The organism is Bradyrhizobium barranii subsp. barranii, assembly GCF_017565645.3.
In the GTDB taxonomy this organism is placed as follows: domain Bacteria; phylum Pseudomonadota; class Alphaproteobacteria; order Rhizobiales; family Xanthobacteraceae; genus Bradyrhizobium; species Bradyrhizobium barranii.
The window spans coordinates 98420-124854 of the sequence record NZ_CP086139.1 but is presented as its reverse complement, the minus strand read 5'-3'; the positions used below and the strand labels follow the sequence as shown (position 1 = coordinate 124854).

At 61.0% G+C, this 26435-nt stretch carries 18 protein-coding genes and 5 pseudogenes; 9 read left to right on the top strand and 14 right to left on the bottom strand.

Annotation, left to right across the window (positions count from 1 at the left end):
• Positions 1–1408: 1408 nt before the first annotated feature.
• A pseudogene (locus J4G43_RS55035) lies at positions 1409–1672 on the bottom strand (E3 ubiquitin--protein ligase); the annotation flags it as partial.
• 93 nt (positions 1673–1765) lie between these two features.
• Here J4G43_RS55035 and J4G43_RS55030 point away from each other — a divergent pair.
• Positions 1766–2206 carry a transposase gene (locus J4G43_RS55030; protein WP_162137028.1) on the top strand — a complete coding sequence of 147 codons (441 nt, stop codon included), beginning with the start codon at positions 1766–1768 and terminating at the stop codon, positions 2204–2206.
• A gap of 190 nt (positions 2207–2396) precedes the next feature.
• On the opposite strand, the gene istB is transcribed toward J4G43_RS55030, so the two are convergent.
• From istB to J4G43_RS54985, 9 genes and pseudogenes are all read right to left on the bottom strand, one after another.
• Positions 2397–3158 (bottom strand): IS21-like element ISFK1 family helper ATPase IstB, encoded by a 762-nt coding sequence (gene istB / locus J4G43_RS55025; protein ID WP_011090937.1) that lies wholly within the window; start codon positions 3156–3158, stop codon positions 2397–2399.
• Between the two features lie 18 nt (positions 3159–3176).
• Complete coding sequence (gene istA, locus J4G43_RS55020; protein WP_060907903.1) at positions 3177–4718, bottom strand: IS21-like element ISFK1 family transposase; 1542 nt, start codon at positions 4716–4718, stop codon at positions 3177–3179.
• 151 nt (positions 4719–4869) lie between these two features.
• Positions 4870–5676 (bottom strand): PLP-dependent cysteine synthase family protein, encoded by an 807-nt coding sequence (locus tag J4G43_RS55015; RefSeq protein WP_208089695.1) that lies wholly within the window; start codon positions 5674–5676, stop codon positions 4870–4872.
• 189 nt (positions 5677–5865) lie between these two features.
• The gene (locus J4G43_RS55010) at positions 5866–6495 is read right to left on the bottom strand and encodes a hypothetical protein (RefSeq protein ID WP_225006081.1); all 630 of its coding nucleotides are present in this window, start codon (positions 6493–6495) and stop codon (positions 5866–5868) included.
• Positions 6496–6615: 120 nt separating this feature from the next.
• Positions 6616–8877, bottom strand: coding sequence for a 2OG-Fe(II) oxygenase (locus J4G43_RS55005; protein ID WP_225006078.1), 2262 nt, complete (start codon positions 8875–8877; stop codon positions 6616–6618).
• A 537-nt stretch (positions 8878–9414) separates the two neighbouring features.
• Positions 9415–10326 carry an SWIM zinc finger family protein gene (locus tag J4G43_RS55000; protein ID WP_208089692.1) on the bottom strand — a complete coding sequence of 304 codons (912 nt, stop codon included), beginning with the start codon at positions 10324–10326 and terminating at the stop codon, positions 9415–9417.
• Positions 10327–13029, bottom strand: a complete 2703-nt coding sequence (locus J4G43_RS54995; protein WP_208089691.1) for a DEAD/DEAH box helicase — start codon at positions 13027–13029, stop codon at positions 10327–10329.
• Between the two features lie 87 nt (positions 13030–13116).
• Positions 13117–13494, bottom strand: a complete 378-nt coding sequence (locus tag J4G43_RS54990; protein WP_018273921.1) for a hypothetical protein — start codon at positions 13492–13494, stop codon at positions 13117–13119.
• A gap of 9 nt (positions 13495–13503) precedes the next feature.
• A pseudogene (locus tag J4G43_RS54985) lies at positions 13504–14019 on the bottom strand (ATP-dependent DNA helicase); the annotation flags it as partial.
• Between the two features lie 394 nt (positions 14020–14413).
• Between J4G43_RS54985 and J4G43_RS54980 the strand changes: the two are divergent.
• Together J4G43_RS54980 and J4G43_RS54975 are read left to right on the top strand one after the other, a co-directional pair.
• Positions 14414–15363, top strand: a pseudogene (locus J4G43_RS54980) (DnaB-like helicase C-terminal domain-containing protein); the annotation flags it as partial.
• A 481-nt stretch (positions 15364–15844) separates the two neighbouring features.
• The gene (locus J4G43_RS54975; RefSeq protein WP_028152381.1) at positions 15845–16264 is read left to right on the top strand and encodes a hypothetical protein; all 420 of its coding nucleotides are present in this window, start codon (positions 15845–15847) and stop codon (positions 16262–16264) included.
• Positions 16265–16804: 540 nt separating this feature from the next.
• On the opposite strand, the gene J4G43_RS54970 is transcribed toward J4G43_RS54975, so the two are convergent.
• The 3 genes from J4G43_RS54970 to J4G43_RS54960 are packed head-to-tail and all read right to left on the bottom strand — an operon-like array spanning position 16805 to position 19655.
• Complete coding sequence (locus J4G43_RS54970) at positions 16805–17905, bottom strand: hypothetical protein (RefSeq protein WP_038380981.1); 1101 nt, start codon at positions 17903–17905, stop codon at positions 16805–16807.
• 44 nt (positions 17906–17949) lie between these two features.
• Positions 17950–18993: a nucleotidyl transferase AbiEii/AbiGii toxin family protein gene (locus J4G43_RS54965; protein ID WP_028152383.1), complete on the bottom strand. Its 1044-nt coding sequence runs from the start codon at positions 18991–18993 to the stop codon at positions 17950–17952.
• On the bottom strand, positions 18990–19655 hold the full coding sequence (locus J4G43_RS54960) for a DUF6088 family protein (RefSeq protein ID WP_028152384.1): 666 nt from the start codon (positions 19653–19655) through the stop codon (positions 18990–18992). Before J4G43_RS54960 ends, J4G43_RS54965 begins: the two co-directional genes overlap by 4 nt.
• Before the next feature lie 484 nt (positions 19656–20139).
• Between J4G43_RS54960 and J4G43_RS54955 the strand changes: the two genes are divergently transcribed.
• The 5 genes and pseudogenes from J4G43_RS54955 to J4G43_RS54935 all read left to right on the top strand — a co-directional run.
• A complete protein-coding gene (locus tag J4G43_RS54955; protein ID WP_038944348.1) occupies positions 20140–20847 on the top strand; it encodes a hypothetical protein in 708 nt (235 codons plus the stop codon).
• 999 nt (positions 20848–21846) lie between these two features.
• Complete coding sequence (locus tag J4G43_RS54950; protein WP_028152386.1) at positions 21847–22032, top strand: hypothetical protein; 186 nt, start codon at positions 21847–21849, stop codon at positions 22030–22032.
• 228 nt (positions 22033–22260) lie between these two features.
• Positions 22261–23127, top strand: a complete 867-nt coding sequence (locus tag J4G43_RS54945; protein ID WP_038944349.1) for a DUF3991 and TOPRIM domain-containing protein — start codon at positions 22261–22263, stop codon at positions 23125–23127.
• Between the two features lie 235 nt (positions 23128–23362).
• Positions 23363–23965 (top strand): DUF1419 domain-containing protein, encoded by a 603-nt coding sequence (locus J4G43_RS54940; RefSeq protein ID WP_028152387.1) that lies wholly within the window; start codon positions 23363–23365, stop codon positions 23963–23965.
• Positions 23966–23976: 11 nt separating this feature from the next.
• Positions 23977–24099, top strand: a pseudogene (locus tag J4G43_RS54935) (DUF3085 domain-containing protein); the annotation flags it as partial.
• 168 nt (positions 24100–24267) lie between these two features.
• Here the strand turns inward: J4G43_RS54935 and J4G43_RS54930 are convergent.
• A complete protein-coding gene (locus J4G43_RS54930) occupies positions 24268–25611 on the bottom strand; it encodes an IS1380-like element ISBdi2 family transposase (RefSeq protein WP_208084195.1) in 1344 nt (447 codons plus the stop codon).
• Between the two features lie 452 nt (positions 25612–26063).
• Between J4G43_RS54930 and J4G43_RS54925 the strand changes: the two are divergent.
• Positions 26064–26345, top strand: a pseudogene (locus J4G43_RS54925) (DUF3085 domain-containing protein); the annotation flags it as partial.
• Positions 26346–26435 lie beyond the last annotated feature (90 nt).

The window sequence follows — 26435 nt, the reverse complement described above, 5'->3', positions numbered from 1 at the left end:
GGACCTGGCGCGCAGAGTTGCGGCCAGTGTTCCGGTTAGTCGATGTTGGAGAATGTCTGAAACGTGCGCGCCGTCAGGATCTGAGGCGAAAGCGGAACAGTTGTTCGGCCAGTATCGATGCTTGAGACAATACACCAGCAGTTGAGAGACTTCAAGAAGAAAGCTAATGGTGCTACCCATCATGGTTGGTGTATTCGTTGACCGTACTACCCGGCGAGTGGATAACGCAAACCTAAGCGGTCCAGTATTGTGCCGCAGACCACATCTCAATCTCGCGAGTGGAGAGTCGTTCTTGTCAGACGCCCCCAGCGCGATCACGAACGGACTCTGAGCGTCGCCTGACATGTTCTTTTCGTCATGCCGCGCTGTGCATCAATCAGCTATCTGCGGTGGCCAAGTCCTACCCCCGGGTGCAAACCAGTGCGCCGCTATCTAGCCCGCCTTATTCGTCAGAGGGCGCCCGAGAGGCTGGCGAGCGTGGTGTAAAGCGCTGATGCGGCGTAGGATTCGGTTGCGAAGGCCCCAGGGCGGGACCGTCGCTCCGTGGGCTGGAGCGGCGATCCCTCATCGCGCGATATGCATGGTCGGGATGGGGGTGTTCGGCCAATCCGCACGATTGGGTACATCGTAAAACAGAGCGGCAAGGCAGATCGCGTGCGCAAAAGTAGTAGCGCGCCGCAGCAACAGCGAATCCTCGTGGATGAAATTTGGAGAAGTCGTAACGTCATGGACGGAGGTTCGCCGCTGACAGTCTCCTAAGCCGGCTTAGCCCCAGCTCCGCCCCCCAAAAGCGAGAGCTGGGGCGCGCGCCCGGCGATTTTCCGCTCGTCTCCCGGCAATCTCAGCGTTGGCTTGAACCCGATCTCTTGCATCGGAAGCAGTCCCGACAAGCTAGCTGTCGTGGGATTGCGGCTCGCTCCCGGACGAGATGCGGCTGTCCGATCTCGAGCCGCGCTTCATCTGCACGGCTTGCGGCAAGCGAGACTCGATCATCCGTTCGGCAGACGTGTCGCCAAAGATGGGTACTGGCGGCTAGCGCCGATCACTATAGCGATAGCCAACTCCAGCGCGTGCACCATTCGAGCGCCTCGCGACCCCATTCAAGATGCGGCAGGCACTACCACTCTGCTTTTTGTTGGGCCGCCAGGCCGAAGAAGCCGTCATTGGAAGGATCCTTCGTCGGCGGAGTCGTTCTGAGCAGTTTTGAACCGGCTGCACGCCGACCATTTCACGCTGCCGCACACCGTGCGATCTTCACGGCGGTAGATGCGTGCTCCTCAACGGGCCGCGCCTCAGCCTCTCGCTCGAGCGCCAATCGTCAGCTCAAAGATGATGTCGATTGCACGATCCATCTTGAGGCAGCCCCACAGAGCAATGAAAAATATCCCTGCGGGGCTCTTGGGAAGTCTCATTGTTCTAGGCCGCGCTCTGCGAGCAGCAGGTCCATGACCGCGCGATTGATCTCGCCAGCGATTTGGTTTCGGACTTGGGCTCCGAGCACCCGCTCGGCATCCAGGTCGCCTAACAAACTATCCTCGGCCAGTAACTGATTCAAGCGGGTTTGAAACTCCTCGCCCATGGCTTCGACGAGTCGATCTTGCATCGCTGCATGTTCGCGCGGAGCGATGCGCCTCAGCACCGTCTCCCAGGGTTGCCAGCGGGTTGCCATATATGACACTGGCAAGCCCTGAAATGGACCCCGGATTTTGGACCGGCGGCTTAGGTGGTGCGGATGCCGTTCCGTTTTGATAAACGGAGCGGGACCATGAAGAAGACGAGACGAAAAATCGATGCAGCGCTGAAGGCAAAGATCGCCTTGGAGGCGCTGCGAGAACAATCAACGGTGACGGATCTGGCGCAGCGCTACCAGGTGCATGTGAACCAGATTTATGCGTGGAAGAAGCAGCTTCAGGATCAAGCGGTTCGGGCGTTCGACGCGGGCGCTGGTCGGGATGGCGAGGCGGCCCACGAACTGGAGGTCGAGAAGCTCCACGCCAAGATCGTTTCCACACGCCTGCGGCGAATTAGCCACGCAGCCTACGTGCGGTTTCTCCGCCGCTCGGCACCTCTTCCAAGACCCGCCGTCCCCAGATCATGCGTGTCCATGTCCCCTCTCCACCTGGCACGACGATCTTCTCTAGTGTGGCTGGCGCATCGGCAATGGCGACCGGCCAACCATTCAGAGCGGCGAGCCAATTATGGTTGAACACCGTCTCTTGATATCGAAAACCCTCATCGGGCAAGATGACAACCGTCATCGCTCCGGCACGGTGGCGTGCATACCATTGCGCCACCAAGGTGCGGATTTCACGGATCGTGAGCATCGATTTCGCGCGATCGTGAGCACTGAATTCAGACGATCGTGAGCAGCCCGCTACGGCCGATGGGAGATAGAGTCAGTGTTCTGGTTGGCCGTCAAGGGTGATGGTTTTGGCGCTGCGTTTTCGCATGCTTTCTCCGGTGAGCTGGAGGCGGTGGGCGTTGTGGACGAGGCGATCGAGAATGGCGTCGGCGACCGTGGGGTCCCCAATGGCTCCATGCCAGGTGTCCACGGGGAGCTGACTTGTGACGATGGTGGATGCGCGGCCATGGCGGTCCTCGAGGATTTCGAGCAGATCGCGGCGTTCCGCGGCGGTGAGCACCGATAGTCCCCAATCATCCAAAATCAGAAGCTGAGCGCGGCCGAGGCTTTTGAGGAGCCGAGCGTAACGTCCGTCTCCGCGCGCGAGCGCGAGCGCCTCGAACAGCCTTGGAACGCGATGATAGAGGACTGATCGGTTGTCGCGGCAGGCCTTGTGGCCGAGCGCGCAGGCTAACCAACTTTTGCCCAGGCCGGTTGCCCCGGTGACGAGCAAATTCTCGTGGCGATCGATCCAGCGACCTTCGACGAGTTTGGCGAAAACGGCGCGGTCGATGCCCCGCGGGGTGCGCAGATCGACGTCCTCGACGCAAGCAGTCTGGCGCAGTGCGGCGATCTTGAGGCGCGTGGTGAGCCGCCTGGTGTCGCGTTCGGCGGCTTCGCGGTCGACCAACAGGCCGATGCGATCTTCGAACGGCAGGGCTTCGAGATCGGGCGATCGGCGCTGCTCCTCGAAGGCCTTGGCCATTCCGGTCAGGCCAAGCTCGATCAGCCGTTCGTGGGTTGGGTGGTTAAGCATGCCGGGTCTCTCCTTGCTTCAGTGGAAGTAGTCGCGTCCGCGGATATTGCCGTGGCGCAGGGGCTGGTGCTCGAAAGATTCGTCGAAGAACGTGCGATCGAGGCCGTTCTGGAGGATCGATCTAATCGAGGCGACGGAGCGCGCCTTGATGAGGATGCCCCTCCGGCAGGCTGCGTCGAGGCGTTCGGCGCCGTAGCTTTTGACGAGCGCCAGAATGCCAAGGCAGGTTCGAAAGCCTTGTTCTGGATGGGGCCGGGCGTCGATCACGGCCTGGAAAAACGCTGCTGTCGAAGGACCGATCCGCTCGCCGGCGGCGATCACCGCGGCGGGGGTCCATTTGCCGTAGCGGCGATGGGCGCTGGGCATGTGGTCGGCGATGGTGGTGTGTCCGCGTCGGTTGGGCGCGCGGGCATGGCTGGCGATCCGCTGGCCCTTGTGGAAGATCTCGACCGTCCGATCGTCGATACGGGCATCGACCAGCTCGCCAATCAGACGATACGGCGCGGAGTACCAATGGCCGTCGACCTCGACATGATAATCGGGAGCGAGGCGGCAGCGCTTCCAGCGTGCGAAGGCATAAGGCTGATCTGGCAGCGGGGTTAGCTTGGGTTTGTCGAGTTCGGCAAACAGTTCGGCGCGGCTTGAGCCGAAGCCACGCATTTGACGAGCATTGAGTTCGTCGACGAGTGTCTTGATGGCGGCGTTGAGCTCGGCCCGGGAAAAGAAGCGCTGATTGCGCAGCCGGGCCAGAATCCAGCGCTGGGCGATTTGCACCGCGACCTCGACCTTCGCCTTGTCTTTTGGGCGCCGCGGCCGTGCGGCGAGAATGGCCGTGCCGTAATGGCTCGCCATCTCGGCATAAGTGCGATTGAGGCCGGGATCGTAGCGGTCGGGGTTGCTGACGGCGGCTTTGAGGTTGTCGCAGACCACGAACGTCGGCGTTCCGCTCAAAAACGTGAACAAGTTGACGTGGGCCCGGATCCAGTCGGCCAAGCTCTCGCTGGGGCAGGCCTCGGCGTAGGTGTAGTTCGAAGCGCCCATCGCCGCGACGAACAGCTTCATCGGCTGCACTTCCCCGGTCAGCGGATCGACGATGTCGATGGTGTCGCCGGCGAAATCCACGAACACCTTCTCGCCGCCCAGATGAATCTGCCGCATCGAAGGTCGGACCCGCCCCTTCCAGGCCTCGTAGGTAGTGCAGAACCACGTGTACCCGAAACCGTCGGGATTAACGGCGCGATACTCCTCCCAGAGCAGGCGACGGGTTACGTTGCGCCGGCGGAGCTCTTTATCGATGTAGCTCCAGTCGGGCACCGGCCGCTGCGGGCTCTGAGACGCTGGTCGTGGGGCCGGGAAAAGCAAAAGCTCCAGGTCTTCATCGGTCATTCCCTCCGGAAGCGGCCAGCTCAACCCAGCAGAGCGGGCGCGGCTCAGGTAGCTGTGCACAACGCCGTTGCTGACGCCCACGCTCCGCGCGATGGCCCGCTCTGGCAGGCCTTGAAAATGTTTTAACCGAAGGACTTCCTTGATCCGGCGCATCGACAATCTCTGGGTAGGCATTGGACTTCCTCGTTAACCACGAGGTCATCCCTAAGCCGGTTGAGTTGTCGGCCGAAGCGCTGCAAGGCTCCGAAAGCCTTGCTCACGATCCCGCGAAATCGTTGCTCACGATCGTCTGAAATCTCTGCTCACGATCCCCTGAAATCCGCGCTCACGATCCCGCGAAACGCGCAACCAAGGCGGCTGCTCCGCTCGTTGGGCCCATAAAAAGCGCATGGTCCCGACAGAGTTGGTGGGCGGCCGCGAAGGCGGGCAGAGCGCCGACCCAATGGATCTCATCGATTAGCCGGTGGTCCAGATTGCGGGGCAGAATCGAGTTGCCAAGCCCGCGTAGTAGCCGCTGTCCGGGCGGATGACCGGAAGAGCACACTGGGGGGGTGTCAACGGCGATGACGACTAGCTCCGGAAAGACTTCCCGCAGGATAGCCGCCGTGCCGCACAGGGACCCTCCGGATCCGGCGCAGCCGACGAGACAATCTACCTGACCGACCTGACGTACGAACCATTCCGCTAACCTACCGTAGGCATAGCAATTGTCGGGATTATCATACTGTGCAGGCCAGAATGTTCCCGCATCTTTTTCGCGGACCGCCTGTAGCCGTTCCAGACGACGGCTCTGAGCCCCGGAACCGTCCGGATCGTCCACGACCTCAAGTCGCGCCCCGAGCAGCTCCAGTCGGCAGCGGAGCGTTCGATCGATCAAAGTGTCGGCGCTGATTAGGGTCAAACGATAACCCTGCGCCGCCGCGATCATGGCGAGCGCCAAGCCGAAGGTACCGGATGTCGTCTCAACAATATGACCGCCGGATGAAAGGTATCCAGAAGCGCGCGCACGGGCAATCATGAAGCGGGCCGGGATTAGCTTCATCAACGGAAAACAGGCAGCGAGGAGGTTGGGAGCGAGACGCGCTGGCCGCGGTGTTTCGTAGGTAGCAAGAAACGTGTCGGCGGTGCTCATGAGCAGCTGGCTCCATCGGCGCACGCTGCGAAGATCGTAACGTCCTCAAATCCGGAATGATTCAGTCGATCGGCGATTGCGTTGGTTCGTTGTGACGCCGGGTTCCTCCGCTGGAAACAGGATGCCCATTAGCGTCCCACTATGGGCCACTTGAAGCCCATAACCGCCGATTGACAATCGAGACCACATCTATCGGGCGAGAGCGCGCCGCGCATCTGCCAAAGCCCGCGGCTCGATCAGCAGACCTTGTCGTTCGTAGCGGCGACGGGTCCTGCTGAAGCGCACGACAACTGCATATCGCGTGCTCTTCGCTTTCGCGCGCCGCGAGAGCAGGGGATCGCCCGCCGGTAGATAATCAAGATCATTGAGGCCGACGCAGCGCATGCAGGCTGGGCCGGGAGTTTCCATCATCAGGAGACTACCGCTGCCGCCGCACCGATGGCATGTCCATTCGGTGTTCAAGGGCTGGACCACCACCAGTTCTGGGGCTCGGCTTGCTTTTTCCGCCAGCCACTCGCGCTTCTTCTCGGAAAGCTCGGGCGAGACCCAATGCGTGCGATACGACGCCTCGATGGCAGGATTTCCGCTTCGGTTGAAGCGCAGGGTCTGGCGCCGCGGTGTACGAGCGACATACTCGGTTTGGCTTGCGAACAATCCTCTCGCGGTTGCCCAGGATCGGAATAGCCGCATGGCTTCCGATATGCGCGGCAGATTTGTCCGGACAACTTCCTCCAGGCAATCGATCTGCCCGCGGCGCCAACGCTCCAACGCTTCAGGATCAAGCCACCCGATCCCGACGAGGATGTCGATGGCGCTCACAAAGCGCCGGGCGGCTAGCGCCGCCGCTGCGGCTTCGGCGACACGATCAGCGAGTGGAATTCGGCTCTTACGGCTCATTGTGGACTCGAGCTTCCCATTCCGTGCGGCGCAAGATCAACGTCATCGGTCCAGCGCCGGCGCATGCTCCAGGTCTTGCCGGCGTTGCTTTGCGCGCCGTTCGTAGCTGGCCTGGTTCTTGGTGGCGACCAAGGTATGGGGGCTGCCACGCCTCTCGGTCGTGAGATCAAGGTCGCACGTCGTGCTTCGGACGTTTTCCTCGACATGGCTCCTGCGACCCTGGACCGCCTTCAGGCGCCATTGCTGCTGATCCGGCGCGGTCAGGAACGCGCCCAGTTCACGGCAATCGCTACATTTGCATGTGAGCGGGTTGGCCCTGGTCCAATCCCGAGGCGCCTCCAGCGGCAGGGCGATGCGCTTGCGCAGGTGATCAAGCGACGCCTCTCTGAGCCGCCCCACCGCCGGCCATGCCGTGCTTTCCGCCAGTTTGGCAAACGCGCGAGCAGCGGGGACGAGCACGTCGTCCGGCTTGTATGTCTTCGGCCAGGCCAGCAGGTGCTCGATTGCACGCGCCGCGAGCCCTTCGTCGACCCGGCTTGTCGCCGTCAGAAGATCGACAACGAAGGTCGGTTTCACGGGCACCGACCAGGTCCAGGGGTCGACCTCCTGACGCTTCGTCGGAGGGCCCGGCAAGGCCTCGATCAAGGCTGCGCCGATCTGCATGAGGTCGCACGTCCGACCGGCGGCCCCCGCGACGCAGCGCTGCACCAGATCTCCACAAGCGGCCAGATGTGCCGGAGCGTTACGTCGGAGAATCCGGACCAGCAGCTCCGTTGCACGCGGGGCCGGAAGCAGGGCGGCAGCACGCAGGATCGCTTCGTTGTCGGGCGCGGCGTAATGGCCTTCGGCGGACACGCCGGCGAGAAACGCATCGATGCACTCCATGTTCCGCAGCCGGATCTGCAAATCGAGCATCCGGCCGACTTCGGCGTCTTCGTCTTCCCGCCAGGACGAACGGGGCCAGGAGCGCAACATGTGCCGTGAAAGCTCATCTCCCTCACGCCACAAGGGCGACCGGATCGGTGCCTTGCTTGCTTCCCAGCGCGCCGTCAGATCTTCGAGATACGGCAGCGTCGTGCGGAGGCCGGCTTGATTCAGCACCGCGAGCCTCCGCGCGGTCGGCCACAACACGAAACCTGCTCGGCGATAGGTGCGCTCGAAGGACGCCCCTTCATTGCCCGTCGCCTCGTGAAAATGCAGCTCGTCCGGCGTCAGATCCTCGAAAGCGCCAAACGGGCACAGCTCGTCCTCATCGAATGGAAAATCGTCGAACCCGGCCTCGCTGCCATCCGGTCGCCGCCACTCGGAGAGGAACAGCGCCCGGTCGATGACTTCGGCAACCTCGAATTGTTCGTCATCCTCCTCGTCTCGACTCCAGCGGCGACGGCTGTAATAGCCGGTATGTTCGGCACTGCCGCTTTCCTCGATCGAGACGAGAGCGAGGTGGAGATCGCAGTCCGCTTCCGTGGCGGCCTTGACCAGCACGGACGCCACGCCCGCATCGGCACCCTTGAGTGCACTGAACGACAGCTCCGCCGGCGTATAGACATGTTCCAACGGCAGGATCAGCTTGTCAGGCTCGTCCTCCGCGCTCGTCCAGCCCCGCAGCAACTCCACCACCCGCCCGTGCTCCGCGCGATAATCGGGCGCCTTCAGCGGACGCCCCCTGCCGACGAAGCGCAAATTGTAGACGAGGGTCAGGCGACGTCCCGTCTGAACAGGACGCACTTCATGCACGCAGTCGGCATAGAAGGCCGCGAAACCTACCTCCGACGGTTCCTCGGGATGCACGTCAAACACCACCTCACGGCCAAGATGCTTGACGACCAGTTCGCCACCGCTATGGATCGAGGGCAGCACGAGCACCATCGTGGCAAACATGCCGGGGACTTTCTCGGTATCGCGATGGTCGACGAAGAAGCTGCCGGCATCGTAGACAAGAAGCTTATAGAAGTCCGCCGCAACCGGCTCGCCCACACCGAGACCGAGGGCGACATCCTCGACCAGTCCGGCCAAGGTCTTGTCCCAGTGACGCCCTCCGATCCGGATCTTAGCGGAATCGACCTGCCAAGTTCTCCGGACCTTGCGATCGACCACCGTCGCCTCGCCGCGCCCATAGGGGGCTGCCTCGGCGCTCGCGACCAACTGCTCGGCCTGGATGGGCTGCACCGGAAAGGCGATCCTGCCCACGCCGTCGACATCGATCGTCGGCATGAAGATCTCCCGAGTGCCACCGACGCAAAAGTCACCCGGACGCTCGACGGAACGAAGGCTGTTGAGCAACGCGGCACCGATCGACGACATGGCAGCTCCGGGCAGGCTGGTTCAGCAAATGATCGTCAGGTCGACGTGCTGAGCCTTCAAGAAATTATACGCAGAGAACGCACGCATAAGAAATCGCGGTCATGAGTCACACGAGCGGCCGCGTTGATCGCCGATCCGCTCGCCGCCTGAACGGCGTCTGCCGGCTTGAGGCGGAGCGCGGCCCCTTCTCGGGCCCATCGAGCAAATCCAGGAGCGGATGGGCCGCGAGAATGACGGACGGAGTTGGTCCCGGCCGCGAACGATCGATGCAGATCGTCAGCCTTGCGCCGGCGTCCGCAAGGTTCGCAGTTTTGTTCTGGATGGTGCCAATTTTGGCGCGCCATTCAGAACAAAACTGCGAACTCTTATTTTATTGACATTACTATATAATCTGAGATGAGCTGGTTAGCTCAACCAATTCTGGATCCGCGCCCACATGTTCGCAGCATTTCCGCTCAAGCCCCGATAGCCGAGATTCGTCAGCGGGGTTGGTGCGTCCGTTCCGTGCCACGGGGTCCCGATGGCGTCATTGGAATACTATGGTCGCCGCCGAGTGCGCCGTTTCCCGACACTTGCTCGGGTTGTCTTTTTCGTTCCCGAACTGGCCCGAGTCGCACGATGTAAGGCGGCATCGGTCTTCGCTGCTGGCTTGGTCTTTCCGGCAGATATCTTGCCTTTTTGCGGCTTGGAGTGTTGGGGTCGCTTTGGGACTGTGAAGGCAGGATTTGGGGTATCGGGAGTTTCGGCCATCTCCAGCCCAAATAGAGCGGCGACATCGCTTTCATCAAGCACCTTCGCCGCGCCTGGCGCCGTTGTTAGCGGGGAACCCTGTCCAGCGCTGGCGAGCATTTCAGTTTCATCCACGTCACGCAGCACGAAAAGAAGCTGAGGCTTTTCATCTAGCCTGGCGCCGACACCATACAGTGCTGCCGCAACGTGCTTGCACATGTCTGCCCAATCTGGACAGCTGCAGGACAGCTTGATTTCCGTCGGCGACGGAAACAGGCCGTCACCCTCTCGACAGACCCGCTCCATCACGCCTTTCGCCAAGCGGCCCTGCAGGAGCTCAACTAGCGAATCGACGGTCCCGGCGCAGTCCCGACAGATGGATTTCCAGCGTGCCCGCGTAATTGGTGCGATGGCAATCTTGATTTGGTAGACCTCAGACCCGGCGACCATTGCGGAGATCTCGCCCTTGGCAATATGCAGGTCGATAACCGAGCCGTTTCGGACATAGGTCCGACCGCGCGGCAAGCGGTTCTCATAGTCGCTGTATCGTTCGAGGTTGACGCACCAAGAATTGCCCCAGAAGCTCTTGGTAATTTTGCGTCCCTCGATCCTCACGGGCGCAACGGATCGTCCCTGCTTCTTGAGCTTGGCCAACTTGCGTTCTGCCTGCCGCCGCTTCTCAGCTACCGGCACGTAAGCGTGCCACCCGTAGTAGCTCATTCATCCCACTTCCTTCATCGCCGCACCCAAATCGAGAGTCACGAGCTTAAGCAACGCCTCATCTTTCATCTCAGTCAACAGGATGTCAGCTCCACCGCTGAGGAAATCCCCAGCCAATTGTTTCTTCGACTCGATCATATCGTCGATCTTTTCTTCCACGGTGCCGCGACAAAGGAACTTGTGCACAAGCACATTCTTGGTCTGTCCGATCCGGAAGGCACGGTCGGTGGCTTGGTTTTCGACGGCCGGATTCCACCACCTGTCGAAATGAATGACATGCGAGGCCGCTGTGAGATTGAGCCCGGTGCCGCCTGCTTTGACCGAGAGCACGAAGAACGGGACGTCTTCGTCTTCCTGAAATTGGCGCACCAGGCCCTTGCGCTTCTTAACCTCTGTCTCACCATGCAGGACGAGGCCGGGCCTTCCGAATACGGAGCCCAGGAACGCCACTAGTGGCGCCGTTGTCTCCTTGAACTGGGTGAAGATAAGTGCCTTCTCCTGCCGGGCGGCAACCACTTCCGCGATGTCGCGCAGACGCACAAGCTTACCGCTATCCTCCTCATTCCACGCACCGTCGCCGAGCCACTGTGATGGATGGTTGCAGATCTGCTTCAAACGCATGAGAAAAGCTAGGACGATGCCTCTCCGCTTTATTCCATCGACATCTTCGAGATGGCCGGCCAGTTCCGCCACTGCTTGCTGATAAAGCGCCGCCTGCTTGCGGCTCAAGGGGCAGAAGGTTTTCACCTCGGTCTTGTCGGGCAGGTCGGCAATGATGCTCTTGTCGGTCTTCAGCCGTCGCAGGACATAGGGGCGCACCAGTTCGCGGAGCGGACCGTAAGGGTTATGTGGCCGGTCGGAGAGGCGTTTGACGAATGCCGAAAACTCCTTCGACGATCCCAACAGGCCAGGATTGATGAAGTCGAAGATCGACCATAGGTCGCCGAGCCGATTCTCGATGGGCGTGCCGGTCAGCGCAATGCGCATTTCTGCCTTGAGCCTCTTGACCGATTTTGTCTGCTTAGCGCCCGGGTTCTTGATGGCCTGTGCTTCATCGAGCACCACAAACCGCCATGATGTAGTTTCTAGCCAAGGCGTACGCGTCAGAAAGCCGTAGCTCGTGATTACGAGATCGACATCTGCGCATCTGTCCGCACTGTAAGTGTTCAGTTTCTCGGACGGCGCAGCCGATGGATGGACCACGACTGTTTTCAAGCTTGGCGCAAATCGGGAAATCTCGGCGGCCCAATTGGCTAACAACGAGGCGGGGGCTACGAGCAGGCACGGTTTCCGTGCCATGTCCTCATTCTTGATCACCAGCAGCAGCGACAACACCTGGATGGTTTTGCCGAGCCCCATATCGTCGGCAAGGCAAGCCCCAAGCTTGAGCTGCGTTAGCAGATAGAGCCATTGCACACCCGACTGCTGATAGGGTCGCAGCGTACCCTGAAAATATTGACCGGGGTCGACCCGCATGAGCCAATCGGGATGGCGCAAGGTCGCCAGCGTCTCCGCCAGCCAGGGGCCGGCAACGGTCTGGCTCCAATCGATGTCGGCTGGTGCGGCAGTTTTATCTCCGGCAATGCCAACCCCAGCCAGCAGACGCATCGCCTCACCGAACGAAAGACCCTCGGCGGCGGCACGGCGCTCGATGGCCTCAAATTGCTCGAGTGTGCGATGCAGTCGTTCATGATCGACCTCGGCCCACTTGCCACGGATTAAGGTCAATCCATCGGAATGCGCCAGGAGTCGCTTGATCTCGGCCTTCGAGAGGCTTTCGCCCTCGAGCGTCACCTCCATTCGGAAGTCGAGCAGCGCGTCCATCCCCAGCTGTGATGGCGCATTGCCCCCGACCGTTGCTTTCACTTGCGGGCGTGCGGGGCGGTTCATGCGCCAACTCGCCGGCATTCGCACGACCACCCCGGCGCTTTCGATTGCGGGAACATCCTTCAGGAATTGCAGCGCCTGTTGTGGGCTCCAGCGCAGCGGGTGAAAGATATCGCCGGCATTGACCAACGTCTTCAACCAAGGGCTCCTCTCGGCGGCGCGCTGGACGGGCATCAGCAGCGAGAGCAGGCGTTGGCGGTTCCTCGCACCGGAATACTCCTGCAAGGCTTTGCCAAGCGGCAGATGCTGGGCCTTGGCCTCAGCAGAGAGTCGGGTGGTGTAGGTCGCAAGAAACGCGAACGGGGCTTCATCGTCCTTCCGGTTCTCCGCGAGGTTGAAATGAACGCGCCCAACCAAATTCCAAGCCGGATGACGGCTCTTGAGGAACTCCTGCAGGGAGAGCTTGGCTTGCACCAACTCGGCATCAAAGGCCGCATCCATACCTTGCCAAAGATTGGCCAGGACAGACGTCGTCAGGTATTCCGCGCCGGTCATCGGCGGAACAGCCGCTGCCATCGTGTCCAACTCGCCATCGGCGGGGATCGGCACAGGCGGCTTGGTACGGCCGTCTCCAACACTAGGAAGCGCGCACAGCGCAGTCATGTAGCGCATTCCAAGCGCTCGCCAATACGACAACACCGGTGGGAGAACCGTCGCGACTTCGTCGGCGCCGAGCCACAACAATCCGTGCCCTGAGCCACGTAAAAATGCTTTCTCCAGCCGCAAGCCCTGATTGAGCTCCAACGCAGGAGCTTGCGCCGTTTGTCGCAGTGTCAGCAAACCATGCGGGGTAAGAACGGGTTCCAGCGTCATCATGACGGTGAGACCTTATGATCCCACCGGAAATGTCCGCGATTTTGGGGGTGAGCCGCGCGCCACATCGAGATGTAATTCGCCATTCTGTCACGAAGTACCGAGCATGGGCGCGGTCAGCAACTCCTTGACCCGCATGAACTGCTGAACGCACTCCGCGACTGCGGCCGGACTCTCCGGCAGAAGATCATCCTCCTCCAAAACATCGACATTCCTTTCGTTTTGCGAACGCTCGATTTGCGCCAACTGTGCGCCGATCTCATCCGGCGCGAACATGCGTCTCACCTCGGAAACAAACCGCGGCAGTTCCCGCGCGAAGTCGGGATGTCTGGAGGCAGTACTGGTAAAACTCATCAACTTCTCACCGACAAGGTAGTCGAAGGCCGCCGTGAGCCCGAATCGCGCCTTGATCGTTTGAGCCGCTTCGCACTGTTCGATCCAAATCTTATGCGCTTTGCCCGCATTCATAGTCGGCCCTCATCTTGTCGGCATCGATGCTATTCTTGACGCCAGCCACTCGTTCAATTTCGACCACCTTCGCCGCCCGGAAACGTTGCGAACCGCGATGGCAACGGCTTTCTTCTGACCGACCAGCACGACCAGCTTCTTGCCCCGGGTGACGCCGGTATAGAGCAGGTTTCGTTGCAGCATGGTGTAGTGCTGCGTCATCACCGGGATCACTACGGCAGGGTATTCCGAACCCTGGCTCTTATGGATAGTTGCTGCGTAAGCCGGCACCAGCGTGTCGAGCTCGCCAAACTCATAAATGACCGAGCGGCCGTCGAAGCTTGCGGTGAGTTCGCTGTCTTCGGAACTGACATCGTCGATATAACCGATGTCACCGTTATAGACCTCCTTGTCGTAATCGTTTTCGATCTGCATCACTTTGTCGCCGGGCGCGAACGTCCAACCAAAGCGCTTGACCTTGCGCTCGCCGGCGGGGTTCAGAGCCGTCTGCAGTTCGATGTTTAGCGAGCGCGCGCCGACGCCGCCGAGCAATCGCTGCCCCAATGCCGCGCGAGCCGCCGGTCACCAAAACGCCTTTGTCATTCAGTCTTCCCATTACGTCAAAGCCCACTCCTGTCGTAAGCCATCGTACGATCTGCCGACTGAGATGCCCGGAGACGAGGCGGCACGTCAACATGTGTTCGCCTGAGTGTTCACGATGGCTTGATAGCGGGAAGGCCTGCAACCTCGCGATATGCTGAGAATCGGCACGAATGAAGCAGGGCGTCACCTCCGGGCACGACGCCACCGGGCGATTCGGGGCGTTGTGCAATACCCGTTTTCGGTTGATCTTGTAAAGACGAAGGTGGCGATCCCGCGCGCGGCGACAGTAAACTCTCCAGCACAAACTTGATTCTTGTTGATGCAAAACGTTGGCGACGACAAGGCGGCGCTCGCCTACCAGCGCAATGCAAAACTCTCAGGCCTTCCTACCGGCCTTAAAGATCTCGACGCCAAGATGGGAGGCCTTCAGCCCTCCGATCTCATCATCATTGCCGGGCGGCCTGGCATGGGCAAGACGTCGCTCGCTACGAATATCGCGTTCAGCGTGGCGCGAGCCTACCAAGCACCGCGGGAAGGCAGTAGTTCTACGCCGGAGATGTCGGGCGGCATTGTCGCCTTCTTCTCGCTTGAGATGTCCACCGAGCAACTCGCGACGCGTGTCATAGCCGAGCAGTCGGAGATCTCGTCTTCGAACATCAGGCGCGGGGATATCTCCGAGAATGATTTCGACGCGCTCCTCGTGCAACGCCGGCAAGAGATTCGCCTTATTCCGCTGTACATAGATTCGACCGGTGCCGTGACCGTCGGCCAGTTGGCGGCGCGCGCCCGTCGCTTGAAGCGACAGCGTGGCCTCCACTTAATCGTCGTCGACTATTTTCAACTCATGCAGGCACAATCCATCGTGCCGCGCCGAACCGCGTGCGCGAGGTGACCGAGATTACGACCGGCCTGAAGGCCCTCGCCAAGGAGCTCAACGTGCCGATCATTGCCTTGTCGCAATTGTCGCGCCAGGTCGAGAACCGGGAAGAGAAGCGTCCGCAACTGTCGGACCTGCAGGAGTCCGGTTCGATCGAACAGGATGCTGACGTCGTGCTTTTTGTCTTCCGCGAGGAGTATTACCTGAAAGGTCAGGAACCGGCGGCCGGGACCGATGCGCACATCAAATGGGCGGCAGAGCTCGAGGCATCCCGCGGGAAGGCCGAAATCATTATTGGGAAGCAGCGCCACGGGCCGACTGGCACTGTCAATCTGTCATTCCAGGGTGAATTCACGCGATTTTCCGATCTCGCCGCTACGCATCCGGTTCCTTATCGTCCGTCGCCGTGAAGTCCGCACTCATCGGCTGAATGCGTCGCATTGGCTACCGGAGTACCGGGCGGCGAGCTCGCTCAACGAACTCAACAAAGGCGTCGAGATCGATGGGCAGGCTTTCTTTCCACTCTCTCGTCTCCCGTACTGAACCCCTGCACCAGTCGGGACGATGGGATTCATCCGGAGCGGGATGCGTCTGCCGAGTATTGCGCGTTCGATCTGGACGGCAATATCGGTTGATTCACTCAGGCGGCCAAAGTCGTTGTCGATTGTTGGCAGGCGAGGAGATGGACAGAGGTTGGCCGATACGATCGGGGTGGCGCGTCAGAATAGTTTAACTGCCAGGGCGAAGAATGAGAGAACGAACTGCTATTTCGAGGGGCGCCGACAGCAGCCGCTACAGTTTGCATTTTTCGCATGATCCAGTGTCCGGCGCAGGCCCTGATACTGCCATGTACTGATGCAACTGGTGCTTGAGCCCCCTGGAGAGATTATTATGGCAAAGCCCCCTCGAATCGTCCTCACGCCGTTCTTCCGCCCTCGCGATGAAGGCGCTGAGGAGCAAGAGATGTACGTGGCGGGATTCGTCGATGAAGAGGACGAGGCGTGGGGGACGCTGATCCCACTGGAGGCGAAGGTGGTCGAGCAAGCCGTTTTGGGGCATCAGACATTCGGGGTTTGGTGCAACTCCGACGGACGCATCCAATCGGAGCCAAGTAGCTACGGGCTATTCGAATACCTTCTCGAGAAAGGTCAGTTGAAGGAAACGCCTCTCGACGAACTGGTTGTCGAGGCCATCGAAGAGGGCAGGAATGAACCAAATGATGACATCATTGACATGTTCGAGACCCTGCATGAACGGCTTTTGCGCGCCGCGAGCGCGGTCGCTGATGAGATTGCGCGGCGCAGGCGATGAAATCCCGGCGCGCGAGCGCTGAGTGAAAGAGGATCTTGGGTACCTTTGCTACCTGGCCGAGCGAAGGAGACCAGACCGCGCCACCCGCGGGCACGGCATTTTGGGAGGGCTTCCGCCAGATGGAAGCCTGTACTTGTGAAGAAGTAGGGGCGGAATCCTACGCGAAGGAATCGGCCATCAATACTCGCCCGTGAAGTTTATTTACTCCCAGCCGAGTGGTGAGACGTGGGCATCGGGCCGTATGGTGTTTGGCATCGTCGCCACCCTGGCCGAGTTCGAACGGGATTACCGCCAGTGGCATATCCGGAGATCACAATTCAGAATTGTTTCGCGCCCGCGTGCGCGATTTTGACCATCGATCCTTCCATCATTCGCCATCGATCCGGCCGCGATCATTACGGGCCATGTGAGCTTGACCAAGAAACGCGGTCTCCAGGCGCGCTGCGGGCGGCGATCTTGATGCCAGAGATGATGCGAAAAGGCTTGGAGCGCGACAACGAGACCAACCTCTACCAGGTTCTTGGCGTCACCGATGTCCTATCAGAATCCGTAAGATCGTTCAGCCCAGCGCAGCAGCACGCGCGCATCCCGATCGGGTAAGACCACGCGCTGGTCACGCAGGCCCTTGGCGATCGCTTGACCAACCTCTGGCTCAACCCGATTACCATGGGTCATCAAGAAGAACCAACCAAATGGGACGCCGACCTTACGGTCGATGGCTTCAACGCGATCCATCAGGATATGAACCGAGGCGTCGCCAGCGATGAGCCTCTCTTTCGGCAGATGCAGCGGGCGCGGCACGAATCCGATCTCGCGTGTGCCTTTATCGTCGTAGTCGTAAATGTCGAGCGCCCAATGCGCGTAGACCCGCTCGGCCGAAGCACTTGATTCTTCCCAATCCTGGAAGAAGCGATTCTCTCGTGGCACGAACTCGAACCAGTCCGGCACCAATTCAAGAAACGGCGTCTCGGTCGTTCCCTGGCGTGTCACTTCACGCACCACACGGCGTTCCATCTCTGGCCGCTGCGCCTCGCGTTTCTCGCGCTCGAGGCGGGCGCGCCGTGTCAGAAAACTGCGGACGTGTGTCACATTGCTGCCTGAACGCCCGAGCATCCGATAGAGCGGCCCAGCGAGTATCTTGTCGTCTGAGATATCTTCGTGCGTGATCCATGACGGATCGAGCAATTCGTCCTTGCCCCAAGGGTGGTATGTCGGATTGACGATCGGTCCCGCACGCCATTCGACTTCCCGGCCGAGACGGATTTGCACATAGTCCGCCGCGCCCGGTCCAGTTGGCGCGAAGGCGTACACGCTATTGCCATGCCATTCCGAGATATGAAGGTCGCTCCCACGCAATCGCGTCCAAACGGCGCCAATATCGCCGTTGTCCTTGGCAAGCTCGGCTTCCATCCATGGCCGGTATTCTGCGATCCGTGTCCCGTCGGCGGCGATCACCGAGCGCGTGTCGCGCCAATACTGGTCGTCAGTGTCCGCCGTCGAAAACGGAAATCCCGGAAACGCCTCTGTGAGCGCGGCCGCCAGCGCCGCTTCATCAGCTCCGGCCGGAAGACGTGCGAGAACCGCCTCGATCGAGGCGGGATCGGGCAGTCGCACCGGGATGTTCTCCGAAGCCTTATCCATGATTTGATCCTATCATCGGAGGTTGTCGAAATTCTGCTCGTTTGCTAGCGCGCCCTATTCACCGCGCGTTCAATCTCGTCCATCGACGCGAGGATCTGCTCGAACTGAGGAGCCTCGCCGAAGATCATTGGTGTCATGTTCGCATAGTCACGCGCAAGCGCATCGATCATTGCGGCGGTCGGCACGAGCGCGAACGATCCGGTCACGGCCGAGACGAGATCGTAATCAGGCCGGTTGAAGAACATGAGAGCATGACGGACGCAGTCGGGCCCCAATTCGGCATCTTTGACCGCCGACCGGCCGACGTCGGAGGCGAAAAGGCAATACAGGTCGTAGAAGTGCCGCGAAATGCGCTGGCCTTCCTGGCGCAGGTCACCGCGGCGCTCGAACCAGCGGCGCAGCCCGTGAGCGATCACGATTTTGTCCCAGAACGTGCGCTCGGCGTCGATCGTCGTGACGTTCGGCACCGTCAATTCGAGGCCTGCCACGTCGTCGGCAATGTAAGGACGGATATTCGCGGGGTGGTTAGGGTCAAGCGCCGACTTCGCTCCGGACTCGATTCGCACTGCCGGCCGCACATAGGCCTCGTCACGCGGCTCGACCTCGGGATACCAGACGAGAAGCGTCTGCCCGTCGGCATCCGACTCGTCGATCTCGACACGTCCGCGTCCACTTGTCGCTTCGGCGAGATGTTCGGTCAGGAAAGCGTATAGCGGACCGCTAATGTAGCTACGGCAAGCGTCCCTGATCGCATCCAGCCGAGTGCGGCGTTTCTTGTTCGACAGGATCTCGAGTTCTTCGACGGAAGCAGACTCGTTGAGATCGTTGCGAAACACCGTTACATCGATGTCTTCGGAAAATCTTTCGATCAGCCCGTAGGCCTTCGATAGCGACGTCCCGCCCTTGAAGAGAAGGCGCGGACCTCCTGCGGGCCGTTCGTGATAGAGTGCATTGAGGGTCCAGCAGACCCAAAAATCCTTCTCGACGTTTCCGATCGGCGCACCGAGCCGGTTCGCCGTCGTCAGGAAAAGATCGAGCTTCTCGCCGGGTGCGGCGGAGATGACCTCCTTGTAGGCTGCACCACTCACGAGTGATCCTCCGCAGCGTCGTCAGATTCGAGCAAGGGCCTGAGAAAGTCCTGCATCCAGATCGGCATAGCTGAAAGACCTGCACGGAGATCGTCGCGAATCTCCTTTCCATGCTGCGGGTTTGCGAACAGCTTGCTGAGAACGTTCTCTACTGCCTGTCGATCCTCCTTCCCCGTCATCATATCCTGCATCCAATAGAGCGCCTGAACGACGCGCATGCCCGGACGTCCGGCCCAATAGAGACGGCTAGGTGCCGCTGACTTGAAATGGATGACCTGCTTTCCAAGCGTGATCGGCTTCAGGCGAGCGTCGACCAGGACCTCGATGCGCGCCGGCACGGCCGTGGTGAGGCCGAGATCATTCGCGGCAGTCATCCCGTCGACCACGACGCGGGCCTGGTCGCGGCGCGCCACAGCCCTGATGACCGCGCGATAGTCGGGGACCATCGGCTTGCCTGTGAGGTTGCTCTTTCGCGGCCGGTCGTAGAGCCCGCGGTCGATGCGGCGCAACTCGCCAGCCGCAACGAGACGTTGCAACGTCTTGTCGACGGCCGCGCGACTACCGAGATCAGCGAAATCACCGGGTGTCCATACCTCTGTCGGCGTTGCGTCGATGCGGGCAATGAGCCGCGGCCGGAGGTCTGTGGTTGGTTGATCAAGCATGTCCGAAATATGATGCAAATTTCGGTCGACGGCAAGATCGTCCGTCCGAACTATGCGACATTTTTCGGACATTCCTTTCCTGAAAAAAGCTCCTTCAAGGCGATGAGGATCAGCAAGTACATCTATAAGTAATTGATATAAAATGCTAATTTCTGGCTTTCTGGCTTTCTGGCTTTCTGGCTTTCTGGCTTAATCTCAACCGGTGCCGGGTGGCTGCCTGCGGCCCGGCAGGGCAGGTAGCCACCAGAGCGAGTACGGACGCGGAAGGGCTCGCAGGGGGATATTTCAGACATACTGCTGCGACCGGCGGATGCCGGTGGCAAGTCTTGTTAAATTCAGCTCGCCGAATCAGGCTATCCCGCTGCTCGGGACGTTGCCGACGCAAATTTCGATGCCATCGTTAGTCGGCTGCGAATACTGAAAATCATTGCATGTGCAAACGCCCGCCGCGCCAAAGCAGATGCTCCATTTGAGCTCATAGTTGATGCCGAGCACATTGAAAAAACTGCGGCCGTTGGCGGATCAGTTCGACCTTGGGGACCAATACCTCTCGGCCCCCGGTGGTGAGCCGCTCAAATCGGCGATCATTTCGGCCCACGACAAGCGCGACGACCAGCCAGTCGTGCTCAAATACTGGCAAAAGACCGGCTCAGCGGTCGACGATGATCTTCGTGAAATTTGGCAGCATGAAATGCGCCAGGCACAGCGTGTGCTCGCCTATCCAGGCGCCGACAAGGTCATCGTCGAACTGCTGCGGTACGGCGACGGTTGGACTGCCATCCGCGATCTGGCGTCTGAGTTTGCCGCCGTAAGAGACGATGCCAAGGAAGGCCGAGTCGATTTCGAGGCCATTCATCTGCAGTTTCTGGCAGCTCTGCCGAGTGCCCTGGCGGAGGCGGTTCATGCCCTCTTTGCATCCAGCTTCGAAGGGTTGAGCGAGGACGCGCTGCTGTTCATTGAACGCTTGGACACACAGGGAAACGTCGAACTCAAATCTGTTCAGGCGGAAGCCCTCAGCAGAGCCGGTTGCGACGTAAGCAAGCTGCTGGAAGAGATCCTCGGCACACCCGATCATGACAAGGAGACCATTAGGATTGGCTCGGGCGATCATAGAACTCTTGCCGGCTACGACGGCGTCCGCGCTCACCAACACGCTAAGCGGAACCGGCAAGCTTTCCCCAGAAGATCTTGATGAACTGGGCGACGTCCGAACGCTCCAAGCAGTGAAGCCTTGGCTGTCGTCCTTCATGAAAGGAGCCGAAGGTAGCTGATCTGGTTCGAACGCTCTTTTCGGGATCGAAATTAATGCTGTCGCCGGCCGAGATAATCTACTGGCTCAGAGCTGAGCGCCGAAATAGCGCAGTCTCTCTGGATACTGAATTAGTTATTTCTGGAACCCATTTCCGCTCGAGCGACACGAAAGCCAGCCTGCCTTGCGACGAAGTAGACAAACGAAACCGAAGCAGAATGACAATGACTTGGCGAAGATCCGACGTTACGAGCTGCGGCAGCTGCTCCGGCTCTATTGTTAGTGGATCACTATCGCCCGAGAGAGTCGAGCGTCGGCACTTAGGTCCGTCGCCACTGTCGAGCCCGCCGATGTCACCTATTCGGACATAAGCGTAAGAAGTGCTAGGCGGCCCCTCCCTGCCGGTCGGTCACGCTCTAGCCGCAAGCGCGCGCTCGCGGCCGGAGCCGCGAAGCGTCTCCGCCCTTCGGGTGACGATCGTTGCCGCTTACTGCTTCTGCCTGCTCCGCGCTTCTGTCCGAAAGTCGGACCGAAGCGCGCGGCACGATGAGTGATCCAGGCGATAGTCGACAGCGAGACTCGGCAACGAACGGATGCCTGCGGCGATGACCGATTGGACCACCGCGCCAATATCCTCGCCGCTAACGCATTTTTCGCTTTGACCTAATTCGCGACGCGAGACTAGCAGCCGAGGGCGACGCCTGAATCTGCTGCCGGGAAAAGAGCGCGCCCCTGGGCGCTGACCACTCGGAGCAAGCCTCGATCCCGCTCTCCATGGATGGCTTTCCTGGTCCTCCGCCCGGCCTTCCACGATCAACCCCCAAGGGGTCGGCTATGCAGGGCATGCCGCCGCTGCGCCTACGGCTCCGCGGTGATCGCGGCCGGTTGAGGACACTGACGCCATCGAGCGGGGATCGGCCTCGCTCAAGATGGAGCCCTCAAATGTCACACGATCTTTCGCTGGCCCAGTCCAGCGCTTTCGAGCTCGCCCGCACCCTGATGGTCCCGGTCACTCTCTTCAAGGTCGACGGAGGTACCTACGGCGTGCTGCCGAGCGACGAACTCGACGATGCCGATGTCGTGGTCGTGCACGAATACGATCCGCACGACTTCGGCCCGGCTCAATGAGCCGGGTTTTCTCTTTGGGTGCCGCTTGCGAGCGGGCGGCGGCAAGGGAGGCTGCCGCCGCGGCTGGCCGACGCACCGACGCTGGGTGCCCCGCATAATTCATCAATTGCCAGCCGCGCCCTTGCCCCCTTCGCTCTTCGCGGCGGGGACTAGCGGGTCCCGCAAGGTGCGGGACAAGGAAATTCAAACGGGAAAGGTCGGCGCGCGGCAGTACGCCGGGAAGCGGAGATGGAAAAGAGGGATATCGAAGAGCTGAAAAATCGCGTGGCCTGCGCCGCTGTGCTTGAGAAGGCCGGATTTGCGATCGATCTGAAGGAGAGCACACGCAAGGCCGTCAAATATCGCCGCGGCGGCGACATCATCATCGTGATCCATCAGGGGAGGGGCTGGTTCGACGCGCTGTCGGACGCCAGAGGCGACGTCTTCTCGCTGGTAGAACATCTCGACGGCATCGACTTTCCCGAGGGGCTGCGGCGAGTGTCCGATCTGGTTGGCTTTGTGCCGACGGAGCCCATCTGGTCCCGAGAATCCCGCACGCATGACTCTGATCTTGGTGCTGCAGATCGCTGGCGGGCCCGGCGCTCGCCTTGGCCAGGTTCTCTCACCTGGCGCTATCTGCGCGAGGAGCGTGGCATTCCGGAAGCCGTCATCCGTGCTGCGCTTCGGCACGACCGGTTGCGCGAAGGCCCTTACGGCAGCATGTGGGCGGCCCATCTCGACAATGACGGCGTGGTCACGGGCTGGGAGGAGCGCGGTCCAGAGTGGCGCGGCTTCGCCACCGGCGGCGATAAGGTGCTGTTCCGATTCGGACCGGCGAATGCGACCCGGCTTTGCATCACCGAGGCCGCGATCGACGCCATGAGCCTGGCTGCGATCGAAGACCAGCGGCCGGATACTCTTTATCTAAGCACCGGCGGCGGCTGGGCGCCGGCCACGGTCGCCGCCATTTGCGCGCTGAGCGCGCGGCCGGGCGCGCGGCTCGTCGCGGCGACCGACAACAATCGGCAGGGAGAGGTCTATGCCGATCGCCTCGCGGCCATCGCGCAGGAGGTGGGCTGCGACTATGAGCGGCTGCGGCCCGCGCCGGAGGATTGAATGAACAGCTGCATCCGAGCAGCAAGAGGAAGAAGGAGGGGGACGAGAAAAAAACCCGGCTGCCGCATGCCCGCCGACCGCGTCAAGGGTGAAGCTTCGCCCGCGTGCCGCGGCCCTTGACCCGGCCGATCGGAGAGGCGGCTGCGGAGGAGGGGTCAGGAAGGGCTGAAGACGATGGCGAAATCGGAAGGATGAGCCGCGCTTCCGGCCCGACGAGGCTGAAAGGAGCCCGCTCATGACCCTCTCTCCGATCCGCAAGGTCTATCAGGGCATCGCCGACCGCCGGCAGATGTTCCGCATGTTCGATCGCCACGCGCAGCGGCCGAACCGCTCCGAGAACGACGACAGCGCTCTTTATCGCGGCGAATGGTTCGAGATCGGCCTGGCCGACCACGACTATATGTTTGAGATCCTGCCGCCGCTCTGGATGAAGGCGGAGATGTTCGCGTTGCGCGAATTCCTCACCGGCAGCATCACCGGCGTTTTCTACGCGCTGAGGATCGACGGCCGACCGCGCTACTTCCACGGCTATTGCGATCTTCGCGGCAGGAACTCGCCGGATCGGATGCGCGCCGCAATCATCGAACGCGAATCGCGGCCCGTGAAGGCGATGACGCGCGAAGAGCGGCTCGAGCACATCTGGTCGAGCGTGCATGACGATTATCGCGGCTACGCTGGAGACCGCTGGGCCGAGCATCTGCGTGGCGAGCGCACGGTGCTGGTCTATGGCGGCCAGCGCGGCACGGTGCTGAAGCTGCTCGACCAGCTGACCGACGCGGAGATCGCGGCGAAGCTGCCGGTGCATCTGCGCTATCTGCCTGACGCGATCGCGGCGTGAGGGAGGTGGTGATGTTCACATTCCCCATCCCCGCCGTCCGCACGGTGATCGAACGCGGAAAATCCGACGCCGCCGCCAATGGCGGGTTCCGCAATCCCTATTACGGCCTCAAGCCTGGTGAGGGCGAGAAGCCTAGCCCGTCCTATTCGTGAGAGTGCGGCTTTTGGGCCCGATTGATGCGGCCGCACATCTTGTCTGACGAGGCGCACAGGATTGCCTTCGGCTTTTCGCCGCCTGACGACCGGTACTTTGCAACGCGCTTGAGGGATGGGTTGGGCGAACGGGGGCGGACGCCCCGCCGGTCAAGGACCGAGCGGCAGCAGCGCGCCGGGCAAGCCGCAGATCAGGTCGGCTTCGGGACATGCCGCGGCAAACGCAAGGCGAATGCGGCTCGTGGTCTCGACGACACGGGCGGCGATTTTCAAGAGACGAAGACGCAGCGTCGCGAACTCGGCAGCGGCCAATTCCCGGGCTTTGGGAATGGCGTCGCGCACGGTCAGCATCAGCCAATAAGCGGCCGTATGGAGCACGAGACGGACCTGGTTGGCGAGCGCCGAACGGCAGCTGGTGCGATCGGAGGCGAGCTGCGTCTTATGCAGCTTGATCAGATTCTCGGCTTGGCCGCGCGCGCAATACAGGCTGTCGTAGATCCACTCGGCCGAGCCGACATCGAGGCTGGTGACGACGAAGCGGATGTCGAGGCCGAGCATCGTCGCCTCAATACGGGCGACAGTGCGCCGTTCGCGATCCCAGGACTTTGCCTTGTGGCGCGTCTCGGTATAGCCACGCAGAACCGGCAGGTTCTCGATGGCGCGTCGCGTGCGGATGTCGTCGGCGACCTCGTCGACTTTTCTGGCGAGAGGCTTGGTGCCGGACAGACCGAAGATGTAGTCGATGCCGTTGGTCTCGCACCACGCCATGGCCTCCGGCCGGGCATAGTGCCCGTCGCCACGGAACGTAATTTGCGTGTTGTGCCATCGCGTCCGGATATGCCGTACCAGGCGGCGCAGATGGGCACGCACCTCGACGCCGCCCGGCGTCTTGCCGGGCCGCAGCACGACGGCCACGGGCCGGCTCTTCTCCGTGTCGTAGACGTGGATCGGCAGGAAGCAGCGTTCGTCATAATGAGCGTTGAACAGCGAGAGCTGCTGATGGCCGTGGACGACGTCGCAGGTATCATCGATGTCGAGCGTGACGGATGCCGGCTCGTGGGGGTAGCTATCCATCCATGCGTCGACCAAAATGTAGGTCAGCCGGATCACGTCGCGCAGGCGCGGAGCATTCTCCAGCCGCGACAGCGTCGGCTGGGAACACAAATCCCGGCCCGTGTCCGGCAGCCGTCCGCAGGCCAGTTTGAATGCCGGATCGGACCTCAGATGATCGAGGTCGTCGGCGTCCTCGTAGCCGCAGCAGATCGCGAACATGCGAGCGCGGAGCATATCGACCAGGCTGTGCACGACCCGCGTCGGATCGCGCCGATCCGGGAACACCCGGGCCAGATTGTTGGCCAAACCGAGACGCCGCTCGGCCATCGCCAGAAGCATCACGCCCCCGTTCGAGGTTAGGCGCCCACCATCGAAGGCAGCTGTGACTTTCTTGGCGTGAACGGCTGGAAACGAGAAGGGCGGAATCGTATCGTCGGTCATGGCGGGCGTGGCGTTCGCGGTTGGAGGTGATGGGGTTGGCTTCGCAACCGAATCCTACGCCGCATCAGCGCTTTACCCCTCAGGCGCACTCTTACGAATAAGACGGGTTAAGTTGAAGAAAGATTGAGTGACTCCCGATCATTTCTGTGCCGAAACGTGGAGTCGCGGTCGTGCCGCGTCCAAAGAAACCGGCGCGAGCGGCCTATTAGACGCGGTAGGTGATCAGCCTCCGAAACGAGACTATCAAGCATGAAGAGATCGAGCGCGAGGCAGAGGTTTTATTTGTGTTGAATTCTTGCTTCTCGATAGTGGTCTGAAATCGTATCATCGGTCATGGCGGGCGTGGCGTTCGCGGTTGAAGGTGATGGGGTGGCTTCGCAACCGAATCCTACGCCGCATCAGCGCTTTACACCACGCTCGCCAGCCTCTCAGGCGCCCTCTCGCGAATAAGACGGGCTAGCCTCTGGCTTGTCGGTGACAACGGCGTCTACATCATGTCGAACGGCAAGCTCAGCGACGGCGGTCGCCCGCTTGTGGTCTATTCCGAGGAATGCCATCCGGTCGGCAATCCGGACTGGTTCGACTACAAGCGCCGCCATTTTGGCGGCGATGACGGCATCGAGTTCATCGAGGCTGAGCGGATCATCCCTCTCATCAATCGTGATTTTCGATACACGCATCTGCGCCTGCAGCTAAGCGAGGCAGACATCTCGCTGTCGCTCATCGTGCGCTAGCGCCTCCCATCCCCCAATCCACCGTGACCATCCGCACCCGCCGAGGCAGCTCGGCGGGACGGCGGCACGCGCCCTCAAGGAGAAATTCTC

Coding starts and splice junctions, on each gene's coding strand:
- J4G43_RS55030 (WP_162137028.1), top strand. CDS start 1,766: ATGAAGAAGACGAGACGAAAAATCGATGCAGCGCTGAAGGCAAAGATC.
- istB (WP_011090937.1), bottom strand. CDS start 3,158: ATGCTTAACCACCCAACCCACGAACGGCTGATCGAGCTTGGCCTGACC.
- istA (WP_060907903.1), bottom strand. CDS start 4,718: ATGCCTACCCAGAGATTGTCGATGCGCCGGATCAAGGAAGTCCTTCGG.
- J4G43_RS55015 (WP_208089695.1), bottom strand. CDS start 5,676: ATGAGCACCGCCGACACGTTTCTTGCTACCTACGAAACACCGCGGCCA.
- J4G43_RS55005 (WP_225006078.1), bottom strand. CDS start 8,877: ATGTCGTCGATCGGTGCCGCGTTGCTCAACAGCCTTCGTTCCGTCGAG.
- J4G43_RS55000 (WP_208089692.1), bottom strand. CDS start 10,326: ATGAGCTACTACGGGTGGCACGCTTACGTGCCGGTAGCTGAGAAGCGG.
- J4G43_RS54995 (WP_208089691.1), bottom strand. CDS start 13,029: ATGATGACGCTGGAACCCGTTCTTACCCCGCATGGTTTGCTGACACTG.
- J4G43_RS54990 (WP_018273921.1), bottom strand. CDS start 13,494: ATGAATGCGGGCAAAGCGCATAAGATTTGGATCGAACAGTGCGAAGCG.
- J4G43_RS54975 (WP_028152381.1), top strand. CDS start 15,845: ATGGCAAAGCCCCCTCGAATCGTCCTCACGCCGTTCTTCCGCCCTCGC.
- J4G43_RS54970 (WP_038380981.1), bottom strand. CDS start 17,905: ATGGATAAGGCTTCGGAGAACATCCCGGTGCGACTGCCCGATCCCGCC.
- J4G43_RS54960 (WP_028152384.1), bottom strand. CDS start 19,655: ATGCTTGATCAACCAACCACAGACCTCCGGCCGCGGCTCATTGCCCGC.
- J4G43_RS54955 (WP_038944348.1), top strand. CDS start 20,140: ATGCCGAGCACATTGAAAAAACTGCGGCCGTTGGCGGATCAGTTCGAC.
- J4G43_RS54950 (WP_028152386.1), top strand. CDS start 21,847: ATGTCACACGATCTTTCGCTGGCCCAGTCCAGCGCTTTCGAGCTCGCC.
- J4G43_RS54945 (WP_038944349.1), top strand. CDS start 22,261: ATGGAAAAGAGGGATATCGAAGAGCTGAAAAATCGCGTGGCCTGCGCC.
- J4G43_RS54940 (WP_028152387.1), top strand. CDS start 23,363: ATGACCCTCTCTCCGATCCGCAAGGTCTATCAGGGCATCGCCGACCGC.
- J4G43_RS54930 (WP_208084195.1), bottom strand. CDS start 25,611: ATGACCGACGATACGATTCCGCCCTTCTCGTTTCCAGCCGTTCACGCC.